This window comes from Sphingomonas citri, from assembly GCF_019429485.1.
Lineage (GTDB): Bacteria > Pseudomonadota > Alphaproteobacteria > Sphingomonadales > Sphingomonadaceae > Sphingomonas > Sphingomonas citri.
On sequence record NZ_JAHXZN010000008.1, the window covers coordinates 44,438 to 66,535 of the forward strand.

Annotated in this window: 13 protein-coding genes; 5 read left to right on the forward strand and 8 right to left on the reverse strand. The window is 69.5% G+C overall.

What is annotated here, in order from left to right; translation table 11 throughout:
- Positions 1-173: 173 nt before the first annotated feature.
- Together KZ820_RS17450 and KZ820_RS17455 are read right to left on the reverse strand one after the other, a co-directional pair.
- The gene (locus KZ820_RS17450; RefSeq protein WP_258048307.1) at positions 174-3,611 is read right to left on the reverse strand and encodes an acyl-[ACP]--phospholipid O-acyltransferase; all 3,438 of its coding nucleotides are present in this window, start codon (positions 3,609-3,611) and stop codon (positions 174-176) included.
- 41 nt (positions 3,612-3,652) lie between these two features.
- A complete protein-coding gene (locus KZ820_RS17455; RefSeq protein ID WP_219750060.1) occupies positions 3,653-6,451 on the reverse strand; it encodes a DUF2339 domain-containing protein in 2,799 nt (932 codons plus the stop codon).
- A 77-nt stretch (positions 6,452-6,528) separates the two neighbouring features.
- On the opposite strand from KZ820_RS17455, the gene KZ820_RS17460 reads away from it, so the two are divergent.
- Positions 6,529-7,161: a TetR/AcrR family transcriptional regulator gene (locus KZ820_RS17460; protein ID WP_308462269.1), complete on the forward strand. Its 633-nt coding sequence runs from the start codon at positions 6,529-6,531 to the stop codon at positions 7,159-7,161.
- 285 nt (positions 7,162-7,446) lie between these two features.
- On the opposite strand, the gene KZ820_RS17465 is transcribed toward KZ820_RS17460, so the two are convergent.
- The 5 genes from KZ820_RS17465 to KZ820_RS17485 form a co-directional block, all read right to left on the reverse strand.
- Positions 7,447-8,604: a putative hexosyltransferase gene (locus KZ820_RS17465; RefSeq protein WP_219750062.1), complete on the reverse strand. Its 1,158-nt coding sequence runs from the start codon at positions 8,602-8,604 to the stop codon at positions 7,447-7,449.
- Between the two features lie 118 nt (positions 8,605-8,722).
- Positions 8,723-11,089, reverse strand: coding sequence for a TonB-dependent receptor (locus tag KZ820_RS17470; RefSeq protein WP_219750064.1), 2,367 nt, complete (start codon positions 11,087-11,089; stop codon positions 8,723-8,725).
- A gap of 116 nt (positions 11,090-11,205) precedes the next feature.
- Positions 11,206-12,135, reverse strand: coding sequence for a FecR family protein (locus KZ820_RS17475; protein WP_219750066.1), 930 nt, complete (start codon positions 12,133-12,135; stop codon positions 11,206-11,208).
- Positions 12,132-12,620 (reverse strand): RNA polymerase sigma factor, encoded by a 489-nt coding sequence (locus tag KZ820_RS17480; RefSeq protein ID WP_219750217.1) that lies wholly within the window; start codon positions 12,618-12,620, stop codon positions 12,132-12,134. Before KZ820_RS17480 ends, KZ820_RS17475 begins: the two co-directional genes overlap by 4 nt.
- Before the next feature lie 140 nt (positions 12,621-12,760).
- On the reverse strand, positions 12,761-15,898 hold the full coding sequence (locus KZ820_RS17485) for an autotransporter outer membrane beta-barrel domain-containing protein (protein WP_219750067.1): 3,138 nt from the start codon (positions 15,896-15,898) through the stop codon (positions 12,761-12,763).
- Positions 15,899-16,078: 180 nt separating this feature from the next.
- On the opposite strand from KZ820_RS17485, the gene KZ820_RS17490 reads away from it, so the two are divergent.
- Positions 16,079-16,324 carry a hypothetical protein gene (locus tag KZ820_RS17490; RefSeq protein ID WP_219750069.1) on the forward strand — a complete coding sequence of 82 codons (246 nt, stop codon included), beginning with the start codon at positions 16,079-16,081 and terminating at the stop codon, positions 16,322-16,324.
- 1,221 nt (positions 16,325-17,545) lie between these two features.
- On the opposite strand, the gene KZ820_RS17495 is transcribed toward KZ820_RS17490, so the two are convergent.
- Positions 17,546-18,769, reverse strand: a complete 1,224-nt coding sequence (locus tag KZ820_RS17495) for an alanine racemase (RefSeq protein ID WP_219750071.1) — start codon at positions 18,767-18,769, stop codon at positions 17,546-17,548.
- Positions 18,770-18,853: 84 nt separating this feature from the next.
- On the opposite strand from KZ820_RS17495, the gene KZ820_RS17500 reads away from it, so the two are divergent.
- The 3 genes from KZ820_RS17500 (at position 18,854) to KZ820_RS17510 (ending at position 22,097) form a co-directional block, all read left to right on the forward strand.
- Positions 18,854-20,296, forward strand: coding sequence for an N-acyl-D-amino-acid deacylase family protein (locus tag KZ820_RS17500; RefSeq protein ID WP_219750073.1), 1,443 nt, complete (start codon positions 18,854-18,856; stop codon positions 20,294-20,296).
- 73 nt (positions 20,297-20,369) lie between these two features.
- Positions 20,370-20,762, forward strand: a complete 393-nt coding sequence (locus tag KZ820_RS17505; RefSeq protein WP_219750075.1) for a RidA family protein — start codon at positions 20,370-20,372, stop codon at positions 20,760-20,762.
- Positions 20,763-22,097: a GntT/GntP/DsdX family permease gene (locus KZ820_RS17510; protein WP_219750077.1), complete on the forward strand. Its 1,335-nt coding sequence runs from the start codon at positions 20,763-20,765 to the stop codon at positions 22,095-22,097.
- The last annotated feature ends 1 nt before the right edge of the window (position 22,098 follow it).

Here is a 22,098-nt window from a genome sequence, read left to right on the forward strand (position 1 = left end):
TCAGTCGGATGGGCGACGAGGCGTTCAGCCGCTCCGCGGCTGAGAAGACCCATTTCCGGTCATTCGTGCGCCACTTGCAGCTGCCCGCTTTCTGCCATTCGTTGATGTGAGTGGACCGGTACGCTCGCGAACCACGCCACGTGGAACGACCACTCGTTGCCCGCTACGCCCGATCATACCGTCTCCTCATCGGCTGTGTCCGCCCAATCGGTGCGCCCGAGAGCCGCGGCACGGGCGGTCATCGTGACATAGTCGAGCTTGCCTGTGCCCAGGACCGGCAGCGCATCGACGAGGCGGACATCCTTCGGCACGAACAATTCGGCGATGCCGTTCGCGCGAGCCCACTGCTGCAGGGCGCCGGCGGTCGCCTCCGAATAAGTGGTGAACAGCACGAGCTGCTCGCCCTTGCGAGCATCTGGTCGCGTCACCACCGCATGCTCGGCAATCGGCCAGAGCCGGGCGGCATAACCCTCGACGGCCGGCAACGACACCATCTCGCCGCCGATCTTGGCGAAGCGCTTGGACCGCCCCTTGATCGTCACGAACCCTGCGGCATCGATTGTCACGATGTCGCCGCTGTCGTGCCAGCCGTCTTCGGGCGGCTGAAGCAGGCCGGGCGCATCCGCCTTCAGGTAACCGGCCATGATGTTCGGTCCACGGATCGACAGCCGCCCTCCTTCCTCGATGCCGGGCACCGGCTCGATCTTCGCCTCGACGCCGGGCAGCAGGCGCCCGACGCTGCCCGCCTGAAAATGCATCGGCGTGTTGACCGCGATCACCGGCGCTGCCTCGGTCGCACCGTAACCCTCCAGGATGCGCAGCCCGAACTTTTCGGCATAGGTCCGCCGCGTCTCGTCGCGGACACGCTCGGCGCCGGCGAAGATGTAACGCAGCGAATAGAAGTCGTAGCCGTGCGCCATCCGCGCATAGCCCGACAAGAAGGTGTCGGTGCCGAACAGGATCGTGGCATTGGCATCGTAGGCGAGCGCCGGGACGATCCGATAGTGCAGCGGGCTCGGATAGAGCAGCGTCTTCACCCCCGACAGGATCGGCAGCAGAGTGCCGCCGGTCAGGCCGAAGCTGTGGAACACGGGCAAGGCGTTTAGCACGACGTCGGCGGAGTTGAAGTCGATCCGTGCCGACAGTTGCAGGCAGTTCGACAGCAGGTTGCGGTGGGTCAGGACGACGCCCTTGGGCAGCCCTTCCGATCCGCTGGTGAACAGGATCACCGCCGGCGCGTCCGGCTTGACGCCAAAGCGGCGATGCCGGCGCCCGGCCCAGCGCGTCGCGATCAGGGCGCGCAGCTTGGCGAACGTGCCGATGCTCGCGCCCAGATCCTCCAGAAGGATGATGCGAAGCCCGGCCGCCGCCAGCCCGTCCACTACCTCGCCGAGCTTCGCCTGCTGCACGAAGGCGCGTGCCGTCACGATCGTGCGGACCTGTGCCGCGGTGCAGGCCGCCTTCAGATTGGCGAGGCCCGCCGTGTAGTTCAGCATTGCCGGCACGCGGCCGATGCCCTGCAGCGCGAAGAAGGTTGCCGCGACGGCGCTGACGTTCGGGAGCAGCACGCCGACCGCCTCGCCCCGCTGCGTCGTCGCTGCCAGAGGTAGGCCGAGCGCGATGCTGCCGGTTACCAACCGTGCATAGCTCATCGGCTCGCGCTTGACGTCCTCGACCACCGGGCGCTTGGCACCGTGGATGTCCTTGGCATCGAGCAGCGCCTGATACAGCGTGCGGTCGACGTCGGAGGTCGCGAAGATCATGTCGCTCATCACGTCGTACAGCTTGGCCCCCGCCGCGGCCCTGCGCTGGCGCGCGGTGTCGCCCTCGACCGCAAACCGCCGCGGCGGCAGGATCGTCAGGTCGATCTTCGGAAAGGCGCGCAGCCGCACCTTGCCCTTGAGACGCGAGAAGCGCGTGAATTGCGCACCGGCGATTCGCACCGGTACGATCTGCGCATCGGCCTTGTCGGCGACCATGCCGGGGCCGTCGAACACCTTCATCAGCGCGCCCGTCACCGTGATGCGCCCTTCCGGAAAGATCACCAGCGTGCGACCCTCGCGCACCGCTTTGACCATCGCCTTCGCCGCCATCGGATTGGTCGGATCGACCGGAAAGGCGTCGAACATGCCGAGGAACGGCTTGACCCACCATGCCCTGGCGATCTTCGTCGCCACCGCGAAGGTCGGCTTGCCGGGCAGGAACGCCGCAAGCAGCAGGCCGTCGAGGAACGAGACGTGGTTGACGACGACCACCGCGCGCTCGCCCGGCTGAGGCATGTTTTCCGCGCCATGCACGTCGACACGATAGAACAGCACCAGCAGTCCGCGGACCAGCGCCTTGAACACCGTGTCCGGCAGCAGCCAGCAGGAGATCAGCGCAATCGTCAGCGTCGCGAACCCCATCGCGCCGATGATCCCCGGAACGCTGGTGCCAAGCTTCAGCAGCGCGGTGACCACGACCACCATGACCACCGTGACGAAGGCGTTGACGACGTTGTTCGCTGCGATGACCCGCGAGCGTTCCGCCGGATCGCTGTGGACCTGAAGGATCGCGTAGAGCGGCACGATGAAGATGCCGCCCGATATCGCCAGCCCGACAAGTCCGAACAAAATTGGCCAGCTGCCCGACATCGACAGGAACGCGGCGACGTCGGCGCCCGGGTGAACGACGGCGAAGCTGCGCGTCGCCAACCACAATTCGACGAGGCATGCGGCCATGCCCAGCGCTGCCATCGGCACGAAGCGCGCCGACACCTCGCCACCGAGCAGCTTGTTGACGATCAGAGACCCCAGCGCGACCGACACCGAGAAGACGAGCAGGAACAGCGTGACGACACCGGCGCCTGCGCCCAGCGTGCCGCTGACCAGCGGCGCGAACTCTGACAGCAGGATCGCACCGACCGAGAAGAACCAGCTGATGCCCAGTATCGCCAGCCACACGCCACGGCCGGAACGGGCGGCGGACAGGATTTCCATCGTGCTGCGCCATACGTTGCGCTCGATCGGCAGGTTGGGCGCGACCGACGGTGCGCTCGGCACGGCAAGGCTGGCGACGAAGCCGAGCACCGCGACGCCGACCGCAACCATCCCCGCCGCCCACACCGGGATCAGCCCGCCTGCGAGCTGACCTGCCAAGATCGCCAGGAAGGTACCCGCTTCAATCAATCCGGTACCGCCCATCAATTCGTGGGAGCCGAGCTGCTGCGGCAGGATCGAATATTTCACCGGGCCGAAGATCGTCGAGTGAATGCCCATCAGGAACAGACAGCCGAGCAGCACCGCCACCGACTGGAACCAGAAGCCGCACAGCGCGAGCAGCATGATGCCGACTTCCGCCGCCTTGACCGCGCGCACCAGCACCGCCTTGTCCCACTTGTCGGCGAGTTGCCCTGCAAGGCCCGACAGCAGGAAATAGGGCAGGATGAAGAGCCCCGTCGCAACGGTCGCCAACAGCTCGGCACGCGCGGGCGCCGCCACATAGAGCGTGAAGTTGGCGAGGAAGAGCATCGCGAACTTCAACAGGTTGTCGTTGAACGCGCCGAGGAACTGGACGGCGAACAGCGGCGCGAAACGGCGCTTGCCCAGCAATGACAGATCTGGTGCGGACATAGTTGCAATTCCCCTTGATACGAGGCGATAGCGTTGATTTCTTAACGGGAAGCGTCGGGCAAATACCGGCTGTAAAGCCAGCCGACCCCGATCAGGCTGAAGCCGAGCGCGGCGAACGAGGCGATCCGGGCCAGCCCGTCCAGCCCTGCCGCGTCGAACAGGAAGACCTTGACCACCGCGATCAGCATCAGCGCCAGGCTGGCAAGCCGCCAGTCCCGCGCCTGCCGGCGGATACCGATCCCCAGAAACGCCCCCGCCAGCACCAGCGCCAGGATCGAGCGCGCGATCTGCTCTCCGGCGTCGGTGCCCGTCCAGAGCGGCATCGGCGCATGGCTCGCCTGACGCAGCAGCGTGAAGGCGGCAACGACGATCACCCCCATCAGCGCCCCGTCGCGCACCCGGCCCGTACCCGGCACGATACGGGGCGTCGCCCAGAGGATCGCCCCGATCACGGCATAGGAGAGCGCCAGCCAGGGTCCGGCATGCTGAAGCACGACCAGCGGATTGAGGACCAGCCCGGTGAACCACAGGCCATGCGCCAGCGCCGCTGCCCCCAGCACCGGCGCCGCGTCCCGCACGCCGAGACGCCAGGCGCCGACGGCGGCCAGCGCCAGCAGCGTCTCCCACAGCGCGTCCGCCATCGTCGTACGCGCGACGAAGCTCGCCTCGCCGTCGATCCCAACCGCATGCTGAAGCGCGACATGCACGGTGATGCCCAGCAGAGCCCCCCCAACCCCGATTGCGGCGCGGCGCACCTCGGCACGCTGCGGCAGGAGCAACGCCGCCGCGAGGAGCGCGGCGCCGGGGCACGCCAGCCGCGATGCCGTGTCGAGCAAGGCGGGCCAGTCGCCGGCCGGGACCATCGCGCCGCTCGCGGCGATCACGGCGGTGCGTGCCCATGCGAGCGCCGGCATCACCGACCAGCCGAGCGCGATGCACGCCGCCGCCACGCTCGCCGGCAGCACGGCGACGCGACGCGTCATCGCGAGTCCCGTCAGCAGCGCCGCCGCCACGAGCGGCATTACCGTGGCCGGCACCAGCTGTGCCGCCGCAGCATAGCCGAGGGCGACCGTTGCAGGCTGGATCACCGTGGCGCGCAGCCCGCGCGATCGCACCGCCATGCCGGCCGCGACGCATGCCGGCACGATCCAGGACGCAAAGTCGCCGTCCCCCGCCCCGCCGAACGCGCGGCCGAGGCCCGGGTCGATTGCCAGCACCGCGAGGGTCGCCGCACCCAGGGCCCAAGCGGCGCGCTCGATCCGCCGGTCGCCGGCCCGATCGGCCAGTGCCATCATCCCGGCGCAGAGCAGCGCGGCCACCGACGCCCACGCGGCCAGGGGCAACAGCTGCACGGCCGCCAGCGCGGTCAGTCCCGCCGCGGTGATCACCAGCGTCGCGAAGCGCGCGTCATCGGCGCGGCCGGCGACGCGCCACCCGCGTGCCGCCACACCGGCCGCCAGCGCCACGCCGACCAGCGTCACGACAGCCGCGTGGAAGTGCAGCGCCGGCAACACGCCGATCGCGACCGCGACCGCCGCCACCATCGGCGCATCGACCGGGCGCGCGTCCTGACGCCACACGCGCAGTGCGGCAGGCACCGCATGGATCGCGACCAGGGCGACGAGCAGCGCCGTCATCTCCCAGCCGCTCGGCGACGGCCAGGCGCAGCCGAGCAGGAGCGCCACGCCCAGCGCCAGCGCAGGCAGGTCGACGAAGATCGCCTCCCGCCGCGACAGCCACAGGATTGCGACGGAGATCAGGCCGAACAAGCCCCAGTGCAGGGGTGCGAAGCCGCCCAGCGCGACCAGAGCGGCAAGCTGCGCGCAGCCCAGCGCGCTCGACGCCGCCCGCAGCAGCGCGGCACGCTCGCCCGTGAGCAGCAGCGGCAGCGCGATAGCCAGCGCCAGCGTGTAGAAACCGACCGTTAGCGCCGCGGTGAGATCGAGCGCGCCGCCGAGGATCAGCATCGCCCCCCAGCCAAACCCGCCGGCCAGCGCCAGCGCCCCCAGCCACCACCAGCGCTGCTGCCGCCCCAGCGCGCACAATCCGCCGACCGTCAGCGCGAGGTACAGCGTCAGCAGCGGCACGCTCGGCTCGCCGGCACCGACCAACGTCGGCGCCGCCAGGCCGCCGGCCAGCCCGAGCAGCGCGCTCGGCGCACCGAAGCGCACGGACAGCGCGCTGGCGAGCACGGTCACCAACACCATTGCGGCGAACGCCGAGCCTGGACCGATCAGGTTGTACAGATGAGCCGAAGCCAATGTCACCGCATAGAGCGTCGCGATGCCGGCGCCCGCCAGCGACTGGCGCACGCGCGGATCGCGGATCGACGCGTCGCGGCGTAACGCGAGTTCCGCGCTGCCAATCAGCCCGGCGCCAAAGATCAGCCCGAACACGACCCGCACCCACGGCGACAGCAGCCCCGCCTCGATCGAATACCGAACGATCAGCACGCCTGCGACCGCCAGCGTCAGCCCGCCCGCCCAGATCGGTAGCCGCCGGCCGAACACATCCTCAAACCTCGATGACGACGGCGCTGGGACGTCCTGCCGTTCGGCCTCCCATTCATCCGCGACCTCGAAAGGTAGCTGCGGGCGTTCGATTATGGGAACACGCACCGCAGCTAAAAATCCGAATTCTGGCTCAGGGGCGGGACGCACGACAGCGGCCCGCTGGAGCGCGGGTGACCGGATCACCTCAACGCTCTCGTTCGGCAAGTCCGATACCACCAGCGCCTGCCCTGCGGCCTCCAGCGTTTCGATGCGGTCGCGCAGGCGCCGCACCTCCTGCCAGAGCAGCGCGAGAGCCACGGAACAGACGATCAACAGCAGCAGCGACATCGCCGACCTCCTCGATTCGGCTGACGATATCACAAACTGAGCATCGCTCAATATAAGAAATAGACAGTGCTCAATTTGTGACGTACATCCATTTCATGGGACGCCGATCCGACCATAGCCGTGCCGAGCTCGAGGAGCTGATCCTGTCAACCGGATCGACTCTGATCGCAGAAACCGGGCTCGCCGGTTTCTCGGCGCGCGAGGTGGCGCGCCGGATTGGCTATTCCATCGGCACGATCCACAACGTCTTCGGCACCGCCGACCGGCTGGTGGCGGCGATCAACACGCGCAGCTTTAAGGATTGGGCGGCGTCGCTACGCGAGCGGCTGAATGCTGTCGGTCCGGACGGCGATCGAATCGCAGCGCTGGTAGATGGCTATTTCGGCTTCGCGCGCGAGCACCCGCATTTGTGGACCGCGATCTTCGATCACCGCCTGCCCCCTGATGGTGGATTGACTGAGGCGGACGAGACCGGCCGGGCGTTGTTGACCCGAATCGTCGTTGAGGAGATCGCGCGTGCCGTTGGCTGCGAGGTCGATGACGAGGTCGCCGCCTTGTCGCGCTCGCTCATCGCCACAGTCCACGGTCACTGCTCCTTCGCGATCAGTGGTGCTTGGTCCCTGATGGGCGAAGCAGCGCCAGAAGCGGCCGCGCTCGCGCGCGTGCGGGAGGCACTCTCAGCATGGGACGTGTGCCTTACACAGTCTTGAGCTTCGGAAGCGTGTACGTCCGCATCGACCGCGATAGTCGATCAGCCGCTAGCATCTGCAGAAAGCGGCCGGCGGGCAACGCGCCCTCACCCGTGCTCCTCTCTGCTCAAGACCCACTAGCGGTCACTCAGGGCAATCTGCCGACCGAATGGTTCCGGACATTCGTTCATGTCGGCGCCTAACCGTTCGGGGCTCTGTCCGTGGCCGCCCGGCTGACTTGATCTGGCGACACGACCGACATCTGGCTTGAGAGTACGTATATCATCGCGTTACGTCGATCGTGCTCTACCTCGCGGTGTTCGGTCTGCGCCGGCGCAGTTCAGGTCGGGTACGTCCCTGAATCTCCGGCGTGACGGCCAGGCCTGTCCCGAGCGGCGCCACCTTGGCGTCGAACTCGCGGATCGTCATGATCAGGGCGCAGGTCATGACAAGCGCTCCGACGAAGGCGCCGCCCATGAGATGGACGAGGAACGTCGCATAGGCGAGTAATGACGCCAGCTGCACCAGCACGGCGATCCGTGCAGCGCGCGGCGAGGGCGAGGCGCTCGCGTACGCGAACGACAGCACGTCCGCGAGGAAGAAATAGCGGTTGTGCATCTTGGGCAGAACGTAAGGCACTAGCATCGCGCCGGTGAGCGCCACCAGCAGAACGCGGCGCGGATCGTCGAGCCGGTCACGCGCGGCAAGGGCGACGAGCACAACGGCGATTGCCGCCACGATCAGGCCGACAACCACGCCCGGGCCGTAGGGCAGGTTCGGCGCCAACGCACGAAGCACCTGCCACATGTTCGGCACTGAGCGAGCGAGGTCGTGGAAGTACTCGCCCTGCGTCACGTACAGCCGGGCGAGATCAAGAGCTGGACGGCCGGCGAGCCACGCCGGTACCATCATGGCGGCGAAAGCGGATGGCAGGAATGCCAGCGTCCACCAGCGTCCGCGTGATGCCAGCAGCGTCGCAAGGACAAGGGGGGCTATGAAGACGGCCTGCAGCTTGAAGGACACCGCCACCCCGGTCGCGAGCATGGCGAGCGCAATACGTCCGCGCGCGACCCCGCCCACCGCCACGAGTACGAAGCCCGCGTAGAGCGCGTCGCACTGCCCCCATGCCGGCCCGTTCGCTACGACCGTAGGTATGACGAGGAGCAGCAGCGCGCCGCGCCGCGCGGTGTCCCTGTCCACGACTGCGGCGAGCAGCCATCGCATGCAGCCCGCCAGAAACAGCGTGCCGGCTATGGACACCAGCTTGATCGCGACCAGCTGCCCGGTCAGCGGCGCAAGCAGGGTGCCGAGCGACAGCAGGTAGAGGTAGGGCGGCGCGTATTCGGAGAAGCCGTCGCCCAGCGCCGCGAAGCGTCCATGTTCGATGAGGTAAGCGGTCCAGTGCAGCAGGTGCTCCCGGACGTCGCCGTTGGAGAGCGGCAGACAGGCGACGTAGAGGACCATCGCCAAGAGCACGCAGAGCGCCGGTGCAGGCCACCTGAAGGTCCTGCCGCTGGCAAGCGCGTTTCGGATCAGCGGCCGAGCAGGCTCGCAACTTTCGGTGGGTCTCGTCATGCGCACCTCAGAAGCTCGCGTCGACGCCGACGCGCAGCGTGCGCGGCCGCAGCGGGGTCACCTGCTCGCGCCCGGTCGTGAAGGGAGTTCCCAGCGCGAAGCGATTCCCCTGCGTGTCGAGGAGGTTGGTCACGCCGGCCGTCAGGGCCACCGGGCCGAACGCCAGGCGTGCGGTAAGCCCGGTGTCGACATAGTCGCCCTGCGCTTGGCCAAGCACGGGTCCGACGCCCAGCCTCGAGCGGCCGACGTAACGCAGCCAGCCGTCGAGCCGGAGCGCCCGTGCCCCGAACTGCCCGTCGTAGCTGACGCCCAGTCGAGTCGTGATCCGAGCGATGTTCGGGATCTGTCGAAGCCGCGCCAGCACCTGCGCGCGCGCGTCGGCGACATCGGACGCGACACCTGCGGTAAGGGCGTGGACTAGATCCGCGGAGGGTTCGTCGATCTCGCTGTCGTTGAAGGTCGCCGCAGTCTCGACGCGGACGCCGGCAATCGGGACGGCGCCGGCAGTCGCCTCGATGGTCCACAGTCGCCCGTCCCCCACATTGGCCGTCGTCGGCAGCCCTGACGGATCGATGAAGTCGGCCTGGATGTCCCGCCAGGACGTGCGCGCAACCGTCACCGCGAGGTCGAGGGCATCGCGCCGCGGCCGACCCGTGCGCACCCCGGCCTCGATCGTGGCCACGCGGTCGTCGCGGAAGCGGCGGACGTAGTCGCCGTCGATTGCGATGCCGCCGGGACGGAAGCCCTGCTGATAGCGCAGGAACAGGCTTGTGTGCGGCGCCAGGTCGATGAGCGCGGAGGCGGCCGGAAGCGCGATCGTCTGACGCCTGCTCGCTGACGTCGCCCGCGCGGCCGCCAGCGCGAACTCCGGGACGTCCTCGCCTGCCCCGCCGAGCTCGGTCCGGGTGACGCGCAGACCGGCGGAGGTGAGCAGTCCCGGCAGCATCCGCACGCCAGCCTCGCCGTACAGCGTGGTCTCGTCGATGCGGTTGGCGACGCCCGTCGTCGGCAGCGGAGTGTCGGGCGCGCCGAACAGCCGTCGGAGCCGTGTGTCGTTGCGGACGTAGCTGAAGCCGGCGAGCCAGCCCGAGCCGTCGGGCGCGGACTGCCACAGCCGGGTCTCGTTGGCGGTCATCCGCGTGCGGTTGGCCTGGGCGAAGAGCTGTGGCGGACCGCCGGGCGGCGTGGCGTCGTAGCGCTCGGTGAGGTCGTGCGCAGTGACACCCGTCGTGGAGCGCAGCCGTACCGCACCGAGCTGCCCCGCGAGCACCAGCTGCGCCTGCGCAAAGTCCGCGCGGAACCCCTCCGTGACCATGGCGTCCCGCGTCAGCGGCGCTGCGTCCCGGTCGGCATACTGGCTATCCGCGCCGCGGATGCGCTGCCCCACGGCGATCACCTCGGCGCTCCAGCCGTCCCCCAGCCGCAGCAGCGCCGCGGCGCGGCCGCCGTAGATGCGGGTGGCGTTCACGTCGGTGCGTCCCAGCGCCGGCTTGTCGATGTAGCCGCCCTCGCGCGCGGCTGTCCCAACCACACGGAGCCCGAGCCGGTCATCGACGATCGGAAGATTGAGGGTGGCCTGCGCGTCGGCGCTGCCCGCACCGTGCGCCGTGAGCGCGCCGCCGAGCGTCGCGCTGCCGTAGCTCGCTGCCAGATCGGGCTCGTTCGGCACGAGGCGGATCAGTCCGCCCAGCGAGCCTGCACCGTAGAGCGTTCCCTGGGGCCCCTCGAGCACCTCGACGGCGGCGAGGTCGGCGAGTCTAAGGTCGGGATCGGGCGCGTTGTAGCTCAGACGCAGGTCGCCGAGGTACTGGCCGACCGTAGCCTGCGTAGGGCCGGTGAAGCTCGAATCGGCGATGCCGCGGATGAAGAGCTTGTTGCGCCCTGCACCCAGGTAGGTGGAGGCGATGCTGGCGAGGCGAGTGGTCAGCCGGTCGGTGCCGCCGGAGCCGCCGAGCTTGAGCTCGACGCCCTCGACGCGGTGCGTGTCCCCGGCGAAGCGCTCGTGCGGGATCTCACGCTTGCTCGCGGTGACGATCACGTCGTCGGGAGCAGGCTCGGCTTGCGAAACCCTGTCGGCAGGCAGTCGCCGCGGCGTTGGCGCCGGGATCGTAGTCGGGACGATCCTCCAGCTCGCCGCACCGATCGGCTGGACGCGGGCGCTAGCCGCCTTGGCGATAGTGAGAAGAGCGGCGGCGGGATCGTATCGGCCGTGGAGAGCCGGAACCGGACGGGCCCAGAGACGGCGGTCAGGCACCACTACGCTGATCCGCGCCGCACGCCCGAGCGCTATGACCTGCCGGCCAAGCGGCGCCGCAGGCAGATCGAGCGACAGGACCTGTGCCGCCGCGGGGGCCGCCCAGAGCGCCGCAGCCATCGCAAGCGGCACCAGCCGCGAGAACAGGAGAGCGCGCCGAACCTGCCGCAATATGAGTCTTGCGGGCACTTCTGTTTCAGTCGGGAAGGGACGAGGACATCTGCCCTCCGCCCCTCTCACTCGCGTGGTTCCAGAGTCCAGCCTGATGCGTCGACATGCACCCTCACGTCGAGCAGCGCCCCCAGCGTCGCCGGATCGGAGCGCAGGCTGGGCAGGTCCAGCGTACCTTGGAACTGCCGGGTCGCCACTGCCGGCGAGACCCGCACACGACGGCCGAGCTGGCGTGACAGGTCCGCCGCTACTTCGCCGAGCGGGGCACCGTCATAGGCCAAGCGGCCCTCGTGCCACGCCCCAACGTCCGACACCGCCACTCGGCCTTCCACCAGGCGATCACCCTCCGCAACGACCGTCTCGCCTGCATCAAGACGCAGGGCCGCACCGTCGGGATCGACGAGCACCGCGCCTTCAGAGACCGCGACACGGGTCAGCGCGCCGGCACGCTTCACGTCGAAGACGGTCCCGATGTCGGTCAGCGCGAGGCCGCCCGCGTCGACGCGGAAGGGCCGTGCCGCATCGTGACGGACGCGGAAGAGCGCTTCACCGGCTTCCACGATGGCACGTCGCTGATCCGCGCGATCGAGCATGACCCGCGACCCCCCAGCGAGGATCACCGAGCTGCCGTCTGCGAGCGCCAGGACGCGCTGCTCTCCGGCGCGGGTCTCCACGGCGTAGGGCTTTGCCCGCTCCTGCCAGGCGGTGACTCCGATCGCACCGATCACGGCAGCAGCCGCTGCGGCACCAAGCCAGCGTCCGGCATGAGGGCGGGCCGGGCCAGGCTTTTGCGACGCTGTGGCCACCACCGAAGTACCGGCAGGCAGCTGCGCCACCGTGCGCTCGGCGCCTGCGAGCGCGAGAACCGCGGCGTCATAGCGGGCCGAACGGGCGGCGTCGGCCTCGAGCCAGGTGGTGAAGCCGTCCCAGTCGGTGAAATCGCGATCCGCCACGCGCGCCGCCCAGTCCACCGCTTCCTCGTCGATCCGGGTCATAGTTCTTCCTTCAGGGCGGCGAGCGCGCGGCAGGCGACGCGGAGGTCAGCCTCCACTGTGCTGAGGCTGACGCCGAGCTCGGCGGCGATCTGGCGCTGCGATACGCCGTCTATGCGCGCGCGGCGGAACACCGTCTCCCGACGCGTGCCGAGATCGGCGAGCACCTGTGCGACGCGCGCCACCTCCTGGCGCGCAGCGACGACGCGCTCGCCCGTCGCCGCCTCGCTCGCGCTTGCCTCGCTCCAAGCATGGTCGCGCGCCTGCGCCTTGATGCGCGAGCGGTGACGATCGATCATCAGCGTGTCGGCGGCGCGGAAGAGATAGGAGAGCGGGTTGTCGATCGGTCCGTTCGGTCGCGCCGAGACCTTGATCCACAGGTCGTGCAACAGGTCCTCCGCCGCATCGCCCGCCCCGCGCGCGACGAGGAAGCGGACGAGCCGGTCGCGGTTGTCGAGGTAGACGGCTTCGAGCCCGGTCGGGGGCATGGGTCTCACTGTCTGTGGTCTTGGAAACAGCGCGTCCCTAGCCGTCGTCGCTCGAAGAGAGAAGGAGCTCCACCCGCTAGGGGTGGACGGGTGGAGCTCCCGTAGTCCGCACGTGGCAGGGGGATGCACGTGCGGTTCGCCTAGAAGGCGAACTGGAGAGCGGCGCGTGCGGAGAGCGCGACGTCGCCGAAGCGGCGCTCGGCGGCAGCTTCGCCGCTGAGCCTGACCTCGCTGGTACCGGTGACCGCGCGCGCCTTGGCGACCCAGCCGCCGTCGCGCGCCTCGGGGTCTAGCGTGAACGCCGTACCGTTGGCGAAGCTGGCCGTGGTCTGGCCGAGCGCGCCGGCGACGCGCTCGCGCCAGCCGCCCTCGAGCTCGAGCCTGGTCCACTGGTCGTAGCGGTTCGAGCCGCCGATGTTCAGGCCAGCGGCGAGGCTGCCGGTCAACGCCAGCTCGTCGCTGGTGCGCTCGCGCACTGCGAGGTCGATCGCGGTGCCCCCGCCGCTCTCGCGATAGGCATCCTCGTTGAGGCGGTAGTAGTCGAGCGCGACCGTGGGTCGCAGCGAGATGCGCCCGATCAGGTGCTCGTACGCGACGGCCGCCGCGCCCGAGTAGAGCTGCGCGTTCCAGTCGGCGGTGGCGCGGCGGCTGACCGCCTCGTTGCCGATCGCGCCGTCGAAGCGCCGCACGCTGTCGAGCGAGATCCACGCCGCCGACGCCCGTGCGCTGGCGGACAGGCCGCCCCAGTGGCCGCGCCAGTGGCCGGCGAGCTCGTACTGCTTGTGGTCGACGCGGTTGAGCGCCTCGCCCTCGCTGTCGCGGCCCGACAGGTAGCTCAGTGACACGCCGATGTTGCCCATGCCGGTCTTCCGCTCGAGCCCGCCCGAGAAGCCCCAGCCGTTCACGTCGTAGCTGAGCGTTTCGCGCGTCGCCTTCGACGAGTCCCAGCCGAGCGGGGTGAGCCAGGCACCCCAGCTTCCCTCCTCCGTGAAGCGGCCGCTCGGCTCCAGCAGCTGTCGTGCCGCGACGCGCGAGCCGAGCGTCACGCCCTCGAACACGCCGCCAGCGTAGTTGGGCAGCATCTGATCGACCGCACCGCGGAACTCGCCTCCATCGTAGATGCCGCGGATCGCCGCGGCGAGCTTCGCGTCACCGCCGAGCGCCTTGTCGATCGCGTCGAAGGCGCTCGCCTGAGCGCGGTTGAAGCCGAGCTCGCCCGTCGCTTTCCGGATCACGTCGACGGCGATCTGGTTGGGCAGCGTCGTCACCAATGCCCCCTTGTAGAGGAAGGGCACGTTCTCGGTGGTGAGCGACAGATTGGACGCGCCGGTCAGCGTGCCCGCGGTGAGCACGACGTAACGGCCCGCGACGTCGCTGCCGCCAGTCACGCGCAGCGCGAGCTTGGTGTCGGTGCCGATGGTGGTGGCGCCGGCGACCTGGATGACGTTGGCGGCGGGGTTCGCGCGGTCGAGGCCGACGCTCAGCACCGACTTGGCGCCGAGATCGAGCGAGCCGATGCTGGTGGCGCCGGTCGGCGCGAAGGTGCCGCCGCCCGCCGCGACGCTGACGGCGGCGCCGCCAGCGTTGAGGAGACGGCCGGCGAACACGCCGGTGCCCGCGATCGTCAGGCGATCCGCGCCGCCCCCGAAGTCAGCGGTGCCGGCGAACTTGGCGGTGCCCGAGATCGCGAGCGTGTCGGCACCCGCGCCGAAGGTCGCGGTGCCGGCGTAGCCGCTCGCTCCCGCCATCGTCAGCCGGTTGCTGCCAGCGCCGAACGTCACGTCGCCGGCGACCGTGCCGGCCCCAACCTCGAGCAGATCGTCGCCGCTGCCGAAGCGGATGACGCCTGTGATCGACGGGGCGGTGGCGCCGCTCGCGCCCACCACCTGGCGTACGACCGTGCCCGAGGTCGTCGCCGAGAGATCGATCGCGACGTTCCCGCTGGCGGAGCTGGCGCCGCTCGCGACGATGGCCCCGCTGTTCTCGACCAGCAGCAGCGTGCCCGAGCGATCGAGGATCGCGGTCGCGGCCGTGCCCGCGCCGGCGCGGATCGTCCCGCTGTTGCGGATCGCGGGGAGCAAGGCCCCCGCCTCGACCGACACCGCGATCGCTTGGGTCGCACCGCCCGTCGCGGCCGCGTTGACGAGGCCGCCGACGCGCAGCTCGGGCGTGGTCGCGCCGGCGCCGAAGCGGATCGCGGTGGCGTTGCCGCCGCTCGCCCCCGCCTGGACGCTGCCGCCCACCGCCACGCCGCCCGTGATCGTGACGGCGCCGCCGAGGCCGCCGATCGCCAGCGAGTTCGACGCGACGCCCGCGTAGACGCCGTCCGCGGTGACCTTGCCGTCGATCACCAGCCCCGCCGCGGGGGTCTTGCCCGAGACCGCGCCGATCGTAACCGCACGCCCGGCGGTGCCGATCTGGAAGGCGGGCGCGCCGCCGAAGCTGACGACGTCGGCGACCTTGCCGGTGGCATTGCCGAGCACGATGCCGCCGCCCACGTTACTGGCGACGATCAGCGCGGGCCCGCCCTGGAGCAGGTCGTCGGCGTCGAGCTTCGATGCGCCCGTGGGCGGCGAGGTGTAGCGATAGCCCGTCGCGCCGATCAGCCCCTGCACGGTGAGCGCTCCGCCGACATCGCCGTCGAGCCGTGCGCCGACCGCGCCCTGGCCTGACGCGGTGATCGTGCCGCCGAGCGTCACGCTGCCGCTCACGGCGTCCAGTCGCACGCCGACGGAGCGGTCGCCGACGACGGTCGTCTTGCCGTCGTGGGTGACGTCTCCTGTGGCCGCCCCGCCAAGATAGATGCCCGCGGAGTCGTTGCCCTCGACCATGATCTCGCCGGCGTTGCCGATGTTGCCCGTGAACCGGCCGGCGGTGCGGATGCCGTAGCGCCGGGCGCCATTCGCGAAGGGACCGTCGAGATCGCCGTCCTTGTCGGCGTCCGCCGGCGCGTAGGTCTCGTCGAGGATCAGCTTGCCGGTGTTGGCGATGTCGCCGCGCACGTTGTCCTGCGTAAGGATCGCGGTGGCGTCGCTGGCGTCCGTGATCTGGACGAGGCCGCCGTTGGCGACCTTGTTGTCGCTGTCGATCGTCACCGCGACGCCGCTGGTGGGCACGACGGCGCCGTTGGCGCCGATCCGCAGGTCATCGCGCGCGCCGGCCTTCACGGTGGAGGTGCGCACCGACGTGGTCTGGCGAGTGTCGATGGCGGTCTCCGCCGACGCTACGCCGGTGACAATCAAAGTGGACAGGCTGGTGGAAGCAAGCAGTCTACGCAATGATGAGCCCCTATGATCTTGTTCTCGAGGGGCAGGACGGAGCGGTTTGTGCGAAACCTTGGTTCATTGCGGATGAAAAGATGATTGTCGCCGCATAAAGGTATCGGCCGCACGTCTCCGTCTGCTAGTGGGGTACTTCGGATCTGGCACAACGCCGACCGCCCCACCAAGGAGACGACCATGATCGTGAAGTTTCTCGGCGCCACTGCCGCGCTGACCCTCGCCGCCGCGCCCGCTCTCGCGGCACGGGCAAATCCGGCCGCATCGCTATCTGTCGCCAAATCTGGGCGCGCCGCCTCCTCCGCCAGCCGCTCGAGCGAGATGTTGGGTGGCGGCGGCGCTATCGTCGCTGCCGTGGCCGCGGCCGCAGTGATCGCCGGCATCATCATCATCGCGGACGACGGAGACGATTCCGACAGCAATTGAGTCGATTAAGGCTGGCGGCGCGAAATTGCGTCGCCAGTTTAGTGGTTGATCGCTGACCGTTCAGCTAGCTGTGGCACATGACTCATCGACGGGTCGACCGTCGTTGCATCCTATCTTCAGGGTGCAACCGTACCGCTGAAGGTGACCGACCGTCACGGCACCTCAACGCGATCCGGATCCAGTAGTGAACGGCTGACGATCAATGTGCAGATCGTCGGTAGATGGCGACCCATATATGCCCAGACGAACCAGGCACGTCGCAGCACGGCTTTATCCACAGCCAGCTTTTCGCAGCCAATATTCTTCTCGGCGAAAGCGACCGGGGTCAGCCAGTGCCGGCGATTCGCAAATCACCGACTCGAGAGCGGCTGCTCCTTAAAATTTTCCGCTTGCGGACGTTCGCAACCGTGGTTCGCCACTGCATCGTGCGCCTGAAATCGGTGCATCGTCAGACGTTTCTCGAGGATAGGGTTGTTCTCCATCGTCAGGGATCATCCCGCCGGTCCATCGCCGCGGCGGTGACATCTGCCTCTTCAAGGCCGGAGTCCGGCGGGGTGGGGCACGGTTCACGGCTATGTAAGCAATTTGTACGCATCGAAACCCACCCGACTACAAGGGTGATAACTATCCAGATGCTGCCTAAGATAGCAAGGGCTGCATCTATCATTCCTTCGTGGTCGTGAAGAACGATTAAGGTGCTGTATCGCCAGTACAGTAGAAAGACAAACAACAATACAAAGAATATGAAATTAACTCTCGGCCCGATCCCCCGTGATTTTTGCGCTGATGAAACAAGCATTACCATCGTAGCTATGTACCGCATGTTATGCACACTCCGATCGTACGATATCTGCTCCCATACAGCAGGCGACATCGGCATCAAACGTAACATCCGACTCAGAACTAATCAATGCTTGGATCAGGCCAGTGGATGCTGATGCTATTTGGCGCTGCCGAGTCTTGACAGCGGCAAGTAATCTTCCGCAACGATGTTAGAACATGTATCTTAGCGGTTTAAAAGTGATCTCACCGAGCTTGCAGCTAATGAAATAAGCCAAGCTTACGGGTGCTGACGGACGATCGCAAAAGCACGTCAAGACTGCCATTCAATTTTCCACTGGCCACGTTTCCGTCATGGTCTTTGCAATTTAGCTCTAAGATGCCGTTGTAAGGCTCAACCTTCCTATTATTAACATTTTTTGAATATCATGCTGCCCGCGCTCAGAAGAACGTCTCGATCACCTCGGTGACGCGGTGCTCCGCGTCCGCCACCAAGATGCGCCGCCATTTGTCGAAGGTGAGGCACGGGTGTGAGATGTCGAAGGCGATCACGTCGCCGACCGCGAGATCATCGCCCGGCGCGATCGCCAGATAGGCGTGCTGGTCCATCAGCCCCGTCACCGTCCAGTGCGGCGGCGCCGCGCCCGGGCGCGCGTCCTCTCCCGGCCGATGGCGCGTCGCCGGGCGCGGCAGGCCGGCGTCGAAGGCGACGTCGCGCTTGCCCATCGCCACCACCGCGCGTGCCGGATCGGGGATCGACTGGACCGCCGCCCACACCCGCAGCGCCGGCCGCAGCGGCTCGCCCAGCCCCGGCGCGACGGGATTGCGGCGCAGGATCTGTTCCTGCGCGACGCGGTACAGCCCGTCGTCGTGGCTGATGTAGCAGCCGGGGCGCAGCACCACCTGCACCGCGCCGCCGCGCGTCACCGCCGCGCTCTCCTCCGCGACCACGTCGTACCAGGCCGAGCCCGCCCCCGTCAGGATCGCCGGGCACCGCTCGACCGCGCCCTGAGCCACCAGCCGCTCGACCGTCGCCACCGCGCGGCGGGCGAAGCGTCGCACCGACGCCTCGTCGGCGAGCACGCCCTCGTAGAACTCGATCCCCGCGAGCCGCAGCGCGCCGCGCCAGTCCGCCAGCGCCGCGAGCACCGCGTCGAGCTGCGCCGCGTCCCGCACGCCGCAGCGCAGCCCCTCCTGGTCGCGCTCGGGCGCGAGCTCGATCAGCACGTCGAGCGTGGCGCCGCGCGCGCGGCACGCCGCGCCGAGCTGCGCCACCCCGGCGGGGCTGTCGACCAGGCAGAGCAGGTCGAGCCCGGGACGCGCCGCCAGCTCGGCCACCGCGGCGACATTGGCCGCGCCGACCACCTGGTTGGCGATCAGGACGCGCTCGACGCCGTGCGCCGCGGCGACGCGCGCCTGCTGGCTCGTCGCAACCGTGATCCCCCAGGCGCCGGCGTCGAGCTGGCGGCGGAACAGCGCGGGCGCCATCGTGGTCTTGCCGTGCGGCGCCAGCGCCAGGCCGTAGGAATTGATGAAGGCGCGCATCCAGGCGAGATTGTGCGCCATGTCGGGGCCGCTCAGCACCGCCGCGGGGAGCGGCACGTCGCCCGCCAGCAGGTCCCACCCGCTGCCGCCCTGCCCGACCCCTTTGTTCAGCTCGTCCACCTTGTGTCTCCCAGATACCTAAAAATGTTTACATTAATCACGCGGCAGGAGACAGTGTCGACGGCATCGCGACGGGGAGGAGCCATGACCGAGACGATCATCGCCGGCGCCGAGCTGTACGACGGCTCGGGCGCCGCTGGCTACCGCGCCGACGTGACCGTGCGCGACGGCGTCATCGCCGCGGTCGCTCCCGCCTCGGACATCCCGCCCGAGGACGCGGTCGACGCGCGCGGGCTCGCGCTCGCGCCCGGCTTCATCGACGCGCACACCCACGACGACCTGGTCGCGATCACCGCGCCGGCGATGACGCCCAAGATCACACAGGGCGTCACCACCGTGGTGGTCGGCAACTGCGGGATCAGCGCGGGCGCGGGCCGCGCGGGCGACGCCCTGCCCGATCCGATGGTGCTGCTCGGTGCGCCCGGCGACTTCGCCTACGTCGACTTCGCCGCTTACGCCGCCGCGGTCGACGCGGCGATGCCCGCGACCAACGTGGTCGCGCTGGTCGGCCACACCGCGCTGCGCGCGCGCCGCCTCGATCGGCTCGACCGCGACGCCGCGGAGGACGAGCGCGAGGCGATGCGCGCCGACCTCGCCGCCGCGCTCGACGCCGGCGCCTTCGGCCTCTCGACCGGGCTCGCCTATGCCAATGCCGCGCACGCCTCGACCGAGGAGGTGATGGCGGTGGCCGCGGCGCTGCGCGACACCGGCGCGCTCTACGCCACGCACCTGCGCAGCGAGGGCGCCGCGATCCTGCCCGCGATCGACGAGGCGGTCGCGATCGCGCGCCACGCCGCCGCGCCGCTGGTGGTGTCGCACCTCAAATGCGCCGGGGCGAGCCAGTACGGCCGCAGCGGCGAGATCCTGGCGCGGCTCGAGGCGGCCGCGGCGACGCACCCGACCGGCTGCGACTGTTATCCCTACACGGCGAGCTCCTCGACGCTCGACCTGAAGCAGGTGGTGCCCGAGACACCGATCCTGATCACCTGGTCCGAGCCGGCACCCGACCAGGCCGGGCGCATGCTCGCCGACATCGCCGCCGACTGGGGCTGCGACCTTCGCGAGGCGGCGCATCGGCTCCAGCCCGCCGGGGCGGTCTATCACTGCATGGCGGAGAGCGACGTCGACCGCATCCTGGCGCACCCGCTCACCATGATCGGCTCGGACGGGCTGCCGTGCGACCCGCGCCCGCACCCGCGGCTGTGGGGCAGCTTCCCGCGCGTGCTGGCGCATTACGTGCGCGAGCGCGGGCTGCTGGTGCTGCCCGAGGCGATCCGCAAGATGACCGGGCTCACCGCCGACCGGCTGGGGCTGCGCGACCGCGGCTATGTCCGCGCCGGGCTCGCCGCCGACCTGGTGCTGTTCGATCCCGCGCGCGTGCTCGATCGCGCCAGCTACGACGATCCGGCGCGCGCCGCCGAGGGGGTGCTGGGCGTGTGGGTCAACGGCGTCGCCACGCTCGATCGCGGCGGCGTCACCGGCGAGCGCGGCGGGCGGCTGCTGCGGCGCCCGGGCGCGGCGCGGTAGTGAGGCAGGGCAGAACAGATCCTCCCCGTGCCGGGGAGGATTTTGAGAAGAACCAACGAGAAGGACATCATCGATGAGTGACGGCATCAAGCGCTACGGCGTCGAGGGCGGCAGCGGCACCGGCGGGCAGCACCTGCCGTTCGCGCGCGCGGTCCAGGCCGACGGCTGGCTCTACGTTTCGGGCCAGGTACCCATGGTCGACGGCGAGGTGATCGACGGCGGCATCGTGCCCCAGACCCACCAGGCGATCCGCAACGTGCTCAAGATCCTCGAGGAAGCCGGTTACGGCCCGGAGCATGTCGTGCGCTGCGGCGTGTGGCTCGACGACGCGCGCGACTTCATGTCGTTCAACCGCATCTTCAAGGAATATTTCGGCGCCCACCCGCCGGCGCGCGCCTGCGTCGTCTCGCAGATGGTGGTCGACTGCAAGGTCGAGGTCGACTGCGTCGCCTGGAAGCAGCCCTGAGTGAGCGGCGGCACGCTGCTGCTGCTGGAGGCCGCCGGCGCGGTCGCGCTGCTGATCCTGCTGATCGTGCGCGCGCGGCTCAGCCCGTTCGTCGCGCTGACGTTGGTGTCGCTCGCGCTCGCGCTGGTCGCGGGCATCGCGCCGGCCGATATCGTCAAGGGGTTCGAGGCCGGGGTCGGTAGCGCGCTCGGCCATATCGCGCTGGTGGTCGGGCTCGGCACGATCCTCGGCAAGATGATGGTCGAGTCGGGCGGCGCCGACCGGGTCGCGCGCACCGTGATCGGCCTGTTCGGCGCGCGCCGCGCCGACTGGGCGGCGATGACGGTGGCGCTGATCGTCGGCCTGCCGGTGTTCTTCGAGGTCGGCTTCGTGCTGCTCGTGCCGATCGTCTTCGCGGTCGCGGGGCGGCTGCGCCAGCACCCGCTGCGGCTCGGCCTGCCGATGGCGGCGGGGCTGTCGGTGGTGCACGCGATGGTGCCGCCCCACCCCGCAGCGATGCTCGCGACCCAGGCCTACGGTGCCGACGTCGGGCTGACGGTGCTGTTCGCGCTGATCGTCGGCGTGCCCACCGCGGCGGTCGCGGGGCCGCTCTACGCGCGGTGGGTCGTGCCGCGGCTCGCTCCCGCGGTGCCGCCCCCGCCGGCGGCGGAGGACGTGCTCGATCGCGCGCTGCCCGGGTTCGCCATCACGCTGGCGACGCTCCTCCTGCCGGTCGCGCTGATGCTGCTCGGCAGCCTCGCGCCGTCGCTCGCCGCGCCGGGCACGCCGCTCGACCAGGCGCTGCGCTTCCTCGGCACGCCCGTCGTGGCGCTGCTCGCGGCGGTGCTGGTGAGCTATTGGACGCTCGGCCTGGCGCGCGGCCTGAACGCGGCGACGCTGCAGCGCTACACCAACGAGTGCCTCGCGCCGACCGCGATGATCACCTTGGTGGTCGGCGTCGGCGCGGGGTTCGGCCGCGTGCTGACCGACAGCGGCGCGTCCGACGCGATCGTCGCGCTGGCGTCGCAGCTGCACGTGCCGGTCGTGCTGCTCGCCTGGCTGATCGCGGCGCTGATGCGCGTCGCGACCGGCTCGGCGACGGTGGCGATGGCGACCGCGGCGGGGATCGTCGCGCCGCTCGCCGCCGCCAACCCGGGGGTGCGGCCCGAGCTGCTCGTGCTCGCCACCGGCGCGGGATCGGTGGTGCTGAGCCACGTCAACGACGGCGGCTTCTGGCTGGTGAAGGAGTATCTCGGGCTCAGCGTTGCCGACACGATCCGCAGCTGGACGGTGTGCGAGACGCTGATCTCGGTGGTGGCGCTGGTGCTGACGCTGGGGCTGTCCGCGCTGGTGTGAA